Annotated in this window: 6 protein-coding genes; 2 read left to right on the top strand and 4 right to left on the bottom strand. The window is 70.9% G+C overall.

Annotation, left to right across the window (positions count from 1 at the left end; genetic code table 11):
- Window position 1 precedes the first annotated feature (1 nt).
- Window positions 2-1,327: a sensor histidine kinase gene (locus JXZ78_RS11600; protein WP_238782900.1), complete on the bottom strand. Its 1,326-nt coding sequence runs from the start codon at window positions 1,325-1,327 to the stop codon at window positions 2-4.
- Between the two features lie 13 nt (window positions 1,328-1,340).
- Complete coding sequence (locus JXZ78_RS11595; RefSeq protein WP_238782899.1) at window positions 1,341-1,994, bottom strand: response regulator transcription factor; 654 nt, start codon at window positions 1,992-1,994, stop codon at window positions 1,341-1,343.
- 170 nt (window positions 1,995-2,164) lie between these two features.
- Here JXZ78_RS11595 and JXZ78_RS11590 point away from each other — a divergent pair, with 170 nt between their 5' ends.
- Together JXZ78_RS11590 and JXZ78_RS11585 are read left to right on the top strand one after the other, a co-directional pair.
- Window positions 2,165-2,701, top strand: a complete 537-nt coding sequence (locus tag JXZ78_RS11590) for a hypothetical protein (protein WP_238782898.1) — start codon at window positions 2,165-2,167, stop codon at window positions 2,699-2,701.
- A 451-nt stretch (window positions 2,702-3,152) separates the two neighbouring features.
- Window positions 3,153-5,198: a transglycosylase domain-containing protein gene (locus JXZ78_RS11585; RefSeq protein WP_238782897.1), complete on the top strand. Its 2,046-nt coding sequence runs from the start codon at window positions 3,153-3,155 to the stop codon at window positions 5,196-5,198.
- 119 nt (window positions 5,199-5,317) lie between these two features.
- Here the strand turns inward: JXZ78_RS11585 and JXZ78_RS11580 are convergent, their stop codons facing one another.
- Together JXZ78_RS11580 and JXZ78_RS11575 are read right to left on the bottom strand one after the other, a co-directional pair.
- Window positions 5,318-6,586 carry a hypothetical protein gene (locus JXZ78_RS11580; RefSeq protein ID WP_238782896.1) on the bottom strand — a complete coding sequence of 423 codons (1,269 nt, stop codon included), beginning with the start codon at window positions 6,584-6,586 and terminating at the stop codon, window positions 5,318-5,320.
- A 201-nt stretch (window positions 6,587-6,787) separates the two neighbouring features.
- Window positions 6,788-7,921 (bottom strand): amidase domain-containing protein, encoded by a 1,134-nt coding sequence (locus tag JXZ78_RS11575; RefSeq protein WP_238782895.1) that lies wholly within the window; start codon window positions 7,919-7,921, stop codon window positions 6,788-6,790.
- Window positions 7,922-8,059 lie beyond the last annotated feature (138 nt).

The following is an 8,059-nucleotide window of genomic DNA, read 5'->3' as shown; positions in this document are numbered from 1 at the left end:
GTCAGTGTGCGACGGGTGGGAATTCGACGCGGATTTCGAGGCCGCCTTCCGGCAGCGCCTCGGCATGCAGATCCGCGTCGTGGGCGGCTGCGATGGCGGCGACGATCGACAGGCCGATGCCCTGGCCGTCGTGGCCGCCGAGGCGGGTCGCGCGCAGCCGCTGGAACGGCTGGAATATCAGTTCGACCTGGGACGGGAGGACTTCGGGCCCGGTGTTGCGGACGCTCAGCGCCGGCCGGCCCTCGCGCAGGCCCGTCCGCACCCGGACCTGGCCGTCGGGCACGTTGTGCCGGACCGCGTTGTCGACCAGGTTGATGATCAGCCGCTCGACCAGCGGCGGGTCGCCCAGCACGGCGGCGGGCGCCAGTTCGCTGCCGATCCGCACACCGGACGGGCCGTCGGCGTCCCGCGGCCGGTCCAGGTGGTCGGCGGCCAGCGCCGCCAGGTCCACCGGCACCCGCCGGTCCAGGCCGCGCTGGCTGCGGGCCAGCGTCAGCAGCGCCTCGATCAGCTTCTCCTGCCGGGCGTTGCTGCCCAGCACGCGGACGCACGTCTCCCGCAGTTCGGCGGTGCTCGCGTCCGGGTCGGCGAGGGTGATCTCCAGCAGGCTGCGTTCGAAGGTGAGCGGGGTGCGCAGCTCGTGGGAGGCGTTGGCGACGAACCTGCGCTGCGCCTCGAAGGCGCCCTCCAGATGGTCGAGCAGCGCGTCGAACGTGTCGGCCAGGTCCTTGATCTCGTCGGACGGGCCGGGCGCGCCGAGCCGCCGGTGCAGGTCGTTGGCCGAGATCTCCTTCGCGGTGTCCGCCATGGTCCGCAGCGGCCGCAGCGCCCGGCCCGCCATCAGCCAGCCCAGCCACACCGACAGGAGGGTCAGCAGCGCCAGCGCGATCCCGGAGGAGGTGAGGAGTTTTTGCAGGTAGTCGCTGCGCTGCTGGTTCAGCTGCTGTTCCAGGTCCACCGTCGGGGCCGGTACGTCGGCGCCGAGGCCGAGGCCGCTGGGTGTCACGGAGGCGGCCGGCGGAGCGGGCGGTTCGACGCCGGCCCACGGCGGCCGCCCGGCCACCAGCAGGTAGACGACGGTGAGCAGCAGCACGCCGGTGACCAGGAAGAGCGCCCCGTAGAGGAGGGTGAGCCGGAGCCGGATGGTCCAGCGCACCTTGGCCAGGGGGCCGGAGGCGGGACGGCCGGGGGCGGGACGGCCGGAGGCGCGGCTGAAGGCGGGACGGCCGGGTGGCGCTGGACGGCCGGACGCAGCGGCCTCGGGCGCGGAACCGCCGGACGGGCGGCCCCCGGACGGGCGGCGGCCCGGGCGGAGTGTGCGGCGCATCACCGGCCTCCCCTCAGATCCGGTAGCCGGCCTGGGCGACGGTCTCGATGAGCGGCGGGTCGCCCAGCTTGCGCCGCAGCCGGCTCACCGTCACCTTGACCGTGTTGGTGAACGGGTCGGCGGCCTCGTCCCAGGCCCGTTCCAGCAGTTCCTCGGCGGAGACCACCCGCCCGCCGGCCGCCAGCAGCAGTTCGAGCACCGCGAACTCCTTGGGGCTGAGGTCGAGCTGGGTGCCCGCGCGCTGCGCGGTGCGCTTGCCCGGGTCCAGCTTAAGGTCGGCGTGGCACAGGACCGGGGGCAGCGCGGGCTGGCTGCGGCGGCTCAGGGCCCGGATACGGGCGACCAGTTCGGCGAAGGCGAACGGCTTGGGCAGATAGTCGTCGGCGCCGCTGGTCAGGCCCTCGACCCGGTCCTCGATCGTGGCGGCGGCGGTCAGCATCAGCACCCGCGCCGGATAGCCCTCGGTGATCAGCGTCTGGCACACCTCGTCGCCGTGCAGGCCGGGCAGGTCGCGGTCCAGGACCACGACCTCGTACCGGTTGACCGCGGTGCGCTCCAGCGCGGCCGTGCCGTCCAGGACGACGTCGACCGCCATTCCCTCCCGGCGCAGGCCCGCGGCCAGCGTCTCCGCGAGATCGCGATGATCCTCCACCACCAGAATCCGCATGGCCCCCACCGTCGGTTCGGCACCGTTGTCCGTGATCTTGCGCGGTGGGCGGTTACAGCGGCGTAAGGGCTGGTCGGGGGTTACAGACGCCTAACACCCGATGTTCCGCCGCGGTAACCGCCCGGTTGGTGAACTGGCTTCCAGACATCCAGCGTCCCAGAGGAGTTGACATGTCGGCACCGTCCGAAGAAGAAACACCACCCCGCAGGAAGCGCAGGCTGCTCGCCGTGCCGCTGCTCATCGCGGCGCTGGCGGCCGGCGGGACCGTCCTGGCGGTCCAGACCTCGTCGTCCGCGGCCCCGGCCGCCTCGACGCAGTCCGTCGCCAACGCGGCGCAGAAAGCGTCCTCGGCGTCTTCGGCGTCCGCTTCGAGCGGTACGGGCAAGGCCGCCGCCGGGGACTCGGCGGCACGGGAGCGGCAGGCCGAGGCCTTCACGCAGTGCATGAAGGACAACGGGATCAAGGACTTCCCGGGGATCACCGTCAAGGAGAACGGGCAGCTCCAGCTGAAGCCGGGCAGCGACATCAACCCGGTCTCCAAGGCGTACCGGGCCGCGGCCAAGGCCTGCGCGTCGAAACTGCCCGAGAACAGCAGCCTGCCGAAGGAGCCCGCGGCGGTGACGCCCGAGACTCCGCAGCTCGGTTTCACCTGCACCGAGGACTGCCCGGCGGTGCCCAAGGCACCGAGTCTGCCTTCCGAGTTCTGACCTTCCGGCAGCACGTCCAACCGCCTTCTTCGGGCGGTTGGACATTCTCGGTGTGCCCTTATTCCACGGAATCCGGCCTGTAACCGCGGCGTAACCGCACACCCGGCATCATGGAAGTTTCGCACCACGCCCACGAATTCCGGCCATTGTTCGAACAACCGGCCCACATTCGGTTCGGCGAGCCCGGCGGCCGCCGAATTCGATGACCTCCCCAGGGCCGCCGGAGACCACACGGCCGCCCCGGCCGTCCCCCGTGCGCACGACGAGGCCGGGGGCGCCGCACCCCGGTCTCCGGCGGTCCGCCCCGCCGTCGGCCGGCCGGCCCGCACCACGGCCGGCCGGCGGCTCCACCGTCGATCCCATCGTCCCGTCGCCCCTGCGCCAGGGAAACGTAACGTTTTCGTGGCAGAGCAGAACATTCGTACGGGGAGTAATCCCATAGGGTCGAGCGGTGATCGAACGTCGAAAAGGGGCACACGCCCGGGCCACCGCCGCCGCGGGCGGCCGATGGTCCGTCCTCAACCGGTGGTGGGCCGCCAACCGCCGCAGACTCCGGCTCCGCCGCCCGGCCTACCCACGCCCGGGACGCACCGGCTTCCGGCGCTGGGTGCCGTCCTGGCGCCAGACGCTGGGACTGGCGGGCTCCTGCTTCGGCGTCCTGTCCATCCTTGTGGCGATCATGTACGCGCGCACCGAGATACCCGCCGACCTCAACGCCTTCGCCACCCAGCAGGACAACGTCTACTACTGGGCCGACGGCACCGAGATGGCCCGTACCGGCGACATCAACCGGCAGGACACCCCGCTCGACGCCGTCCCCGAACACGTCCGCTGGGCCGCGCTCGCCGCCGAGAACGAGACGTTCTACTCCGACAGCGGCATCTCGCCCAGCGGCATCCTCCGGGCCGCCACCCGGATGGTGACCGGCGGCGACACCCAGGGCGGCTCCACCATCACCCAGCAGTACGTGAAGAACGCGTACCTCAACCAGGACCAGACCTTCACCCGCAAGCTCAGCGAGATGTTCATCGCGATCAAGCTCGACAACAAGATGACCAAGGACGAGATCCTTGAGCGGTATCTGAACACGAGCTGGTTCGGGCGCGGCACCTACGGCATCCAGCGCGCCGCGCACGCCTACTACGGCAAGGACGCCGCCCAGCTGAACGCCAGCGAGGGCGCGTTCCTCGCCTGCCTCCTCAAGGGCGCCGCGCTCTACGACCCGGCGCTCGGCGCCGAGCCCCGCAAGCGCGCCGTGGAGCGCTGGAACTGGGTGCTGGACCGAATGGTGTCCATCGGCAAGCTCTCCCCGGAGGAGCGAGGCCGTTACACCCGCTTCCCCGAGCCGCAGGCCCCGCCCAAGCCCGCCGGCCTGACCGGCCAGAACGGCTATCTCGTGGAGACCGCCCGGGCCTATGTCGGCGCGCACACCGACATCTCCGAGAAGGAGTTCGCCCTGGGCGGCTACCAGATCCACACCACCTTCGAAGCGCCCCGCACGACCGCGCTGACCAAGGCCGTCGAGTCCGTACGGACCAAGCTCGACCCGGGCCGCCGCGCCGCCGACCGCCACGCCCGCATCGGTGCGGCCTCGGTGACCACGGACGGGCGGATCGTGGCCCTGTACGGCGGTCCCGGCTACCTTGAGCAGGGTTTCAACGACGCCAACTCCTCGGTGGTGCCGGCGGGCAGCGCCTTCACGCCGTTCGTCTACGCGGCGGCGCTGCGCGACGGCGTCGAGCGCGAGCGCGGCAAGCCCCGTACCCCGGTCACACCGGCCACGGTCTACGACGGCGACAACAAGATCACGCTGCGGACGCCGGAGGGCCCGTACTGGGACCGCGCGGGAAAGATCGCCAAGGCGGAGAACGACGGCGGGAAGTCCTGGGGCAGGATTCCCCTCAAGAGCGCGGTCGCGCAGTCCGTCAACAGCAGCATCATGCAGCTGGGCATGGACGTGGGCCTGGAGCGGGTCGGCAAGGTGGGCGTGCAGACCGGGCTGCTGGAGAGCAGCCTCGGCGAGAAGCTGCCGTCCTTCGCCCTGGGCACCGCCACGCCCAGCGCGATCCGCATGGCCGACGCGTACGCCACGTTCGCGGGGCAGGGCAAGCACAGCGAGCCGTACTCGGTCGGCAAGCTCATGCGCAACGGCAGCGACGTGCCGGTCGAGAAGCCGGCCGCCGCGCAGGTGCTGCCGCAGAACGTGGCGGGCGCCGTGGACGACGCGCTGCGCGAGGCCGTCAGCCGGGGTTCGGCCACCGCGGCGAAGGCGGCGGGCCCGGGGGCGGCCGGCAAGACCGGCACCGAACAGGACAACAAGTCGGCGTGGTTCGTCGGCTACCGCGGCACCGTGTCGACCGCCGTCTCGCTCGCGCGCATCGACCCCAAGAGCCAGGAGCTGCTGCCGCTGGACGGCATCGGCGGCCGGGCGAAGGGCGAGGCCGGCAGCCCGTACCCGATCGACATCTGGACGCGCTACATGACCGCCGTCCGGTAGGGGCGCGCACCGGGAAAGCCCCCGGCCCGCGGATCCCTTCGGGGTGCGCGGGCCGGGGGCTTTCGTGACTCCTGGCGTACCGGAGGGGGCCGGTGGACGGGACCGGAGCCGTGACCGGGCTACTTCACCACCGACGCCCAGTCCGTGATCTGCGCCGGGTCGAGTCCGCGCATCCGCTCCAGGACCGCCGGGTCCTGGGCGTCCAGCCAGTCGGCCACCTGCTTGAAGGTGACGCAGCGCACCCCGTCCCGTTTGCAGACCGACTTCACGAGGTCTTCGATGGCTTTCATGTAGATGCCGCCGTTCCAGTCCTCGAAGTGGTTGCCGATGAACAGCGGCGCCCGGCTCCCGTGGTAGACGCGGTTGAATCCGTTGAGATACCCGTCCCGGGTCAGCTTCCGCCACTGCGCGTACTTCGCCGGGTCGCCCTTGGTGTTGTCACCGGACTGGTTGTAGAGGAAGTTGAAGTCCATGGACAGGACCTGCTTCTCGCTCTGCGGATAGGGCAGCAGTTGCAACGGGAAGTTCCATATGCCGTTCTTCTTCGACGGCCATATCTGGAAGTCGCCGGGCGAGCTGGCGTCGTAGCGCCAGTTGTAGTCCTTGGCCGCGGTGAGCAGGTTCTCCTGGCCCTCCAGGCACGGCGCGCGCCCGCCCACCAGCTCCTTCTTGTAGTCGAAGGGCAGCGGGGGCAGGCTCGTGTAGCCCGTGTTCGTCTTCCAGTTCTGGACGAAGGAGTACGCCTGGTCGATTTCGCTCTTCCACTCCGCGACGCTCCAGTCGCCGCCACCCTTGGCTCCGCAGAAATGGCCGTTGAAGTGGGTGCCGATCTCGTTGCCGTCCAGCCAGGCTCCCCGGACCTGGCGCAGGGTGTCCTTGATGTGCTCGTTGGTCGCGTACGAAATCGCCGAGGCGCCCGGCTTGTGCTGCGGCGGCTTGTACATCGTCGCCTTCGCTTTCGGCAGGAGATACGTGCCGGTGAGGAAGAACGTCATCTTGGCGTTGTTCTCCTTAGCCACCTCCCGGAAATGCGAGAAGAGATGGTCGTCGCCCTCCAGCGCGCCGTCCCAGGAGAACACCACGAACTGCGGCGGCTTCTCGCCGGGCTTGAGCTTCGTGGGCTTGGGCTGGTGGGGCTGGGGCCCGGTGTACGACGTCGAGCCGTCGCCGAGCACCTTGACCTTGCCGTCCCACTTCTCCTCGGGCTTCGGCTTCGGTGTCTCCTTGTCCTTGCCCTCCGGTGGCGCCGGCCTCGGCTGGGCGGCGTCCTGCGACGGCGCCGCCTTCGTGTCCCCACCCTGGTCGTCGGAGCCGCAGGCCGTCAGGCCGAGGGCGAGCGCCGCCACGGTGACCAGCGCCGGCGCGCCGAGCACGCTCTTCTTCGACATTTCCCTACCCCCTGGCACCAAAACACGTGTTCTGGCCCAAGTATCACAGAGGAGTCATGCCGCCCATCAGCCCCGGGCGCCCCGTATTGCGTCACACCGTGACCGTATCGCGGCGGGCCGTGGGCCCGGCCGGTCCGCCGGGCCCACGGTCCGCCGTGCGGGCGGCAGCCGGGCGGCACGACGGGCCGCCCGGCCCTGCCGTCAGGTGCGGTAGGCGTAGTAGACCGAGTCCGGGTAGGACGCGATGATGCTCGCCACCGACTTCCGGTAGGTGTTGGTCGAGTGGTACGTCAGGTACGGCACGCCGTAACTGCTGCGGTACGTCGTCATCATGGAGTGGTCCTTGGACCCGTCCCCGTCGAAGTCCATCTGCATGACGTCGCCGACGTCCATCTGGTAGACGTTCGACAGGCTGGTCACGCGCTGGGAGTTCAGCGCGTACCAGGACCACTCGTTGGCCCCCACCCAGCTGTCGGACTGGTGGCTCGCGTCGTACCACCACTTGCGGTAGTCCGAGGCCGAGCCGCCCTCCGTCTTCCAGCCGCCCGCCTTCAGGGCCTGGCTGAGGAAGTTCGTGCAGTCGCCGCCGGCCGCGTTGAACTTGCGGTATTCGGGGTTGTAGTTCCGCCAGTACTTCTCCGAGTACGCGGCCATCGCGGCGTAGTCGAGACCGCCGGTCAGCTGCTTGCGGGGCGCCGGGCGCGCGGGCCGCGAGATACTGGCGCGGGGCGCGTTGGGCATGGTGTCGCCGTCGTCCGCGACCGCCGCGGTCCGCAGCGTGGGGGCGTTGATCGCGCCGGGGCCCTCGTCCCGGGACCTGATCCCGGTCAGCTCCCAGGTGCCGCCCGGGGCCGCGGTGAAGTCCATCTCGTGGCGGGCCTTGAAGCCGGTGGTGGCCGGCTCGTCACCGCGGATCTTCTTGTACGTGAGCGTGGTGCTCTCGGTGACCTCCACCGTGGCGTGCCGGCCGGTGAGCCGGGTGCTGTCCACGGTGACGCGGGTGTCGGCGGCGGTGTACGCCTCCCCCAGGTCGGCGAGCCGCTTCTTGCGGGCCCGCAGCGAGGACACCCCGGCGTCCTCGGTCCGCGCCAGGCGCGCCGACAGGCGCACCTGCTTGCGGGGCAGCTCGGCTATTCGGCCCGAGCGGTTGTCGAGCAGCGCCGCCGTCCGCTGTGTCAGTACGGCGTCGGCGGTGCGGCTGAAGGTCTGCGTCGTCGCCTGGTCCGCGGCAACGCTCCGCGGCGCGGCGGCGGCGGACGAGGCGGGCAGGCACACGGCCACCGCGGCCACGGTGAGCACCGTGCCGACGGCGGTTCTGAGGATCGTTGATGTCACGAATTTTCCCCTTGTCACCCCGGCCCACCCGGGCCGGGCAGGGAATCTTTGCACAAAATGCCCATCAGTGGATCACTGGTCCGAAGAAGGCCGCGCCCGCCGCCCGCCGGGCCCGGCACGGTCGGCCGCATCGATCAC

The sequence above is a fragment of the Streptomyces monomycini genome (assembly GCF_022271435.1).
Lineage (GTDB): Bacteria > Actinomycetota > Actinomycetes > Streptomycetales > Streptomycetaceae > Streptomyces > Streptomyces monomycini.
The sequence above is the reverse complement of the archived record's forward strand: the minus strand, read 5'-3'. Positions and strand labels throughout refer to the sequence as shown.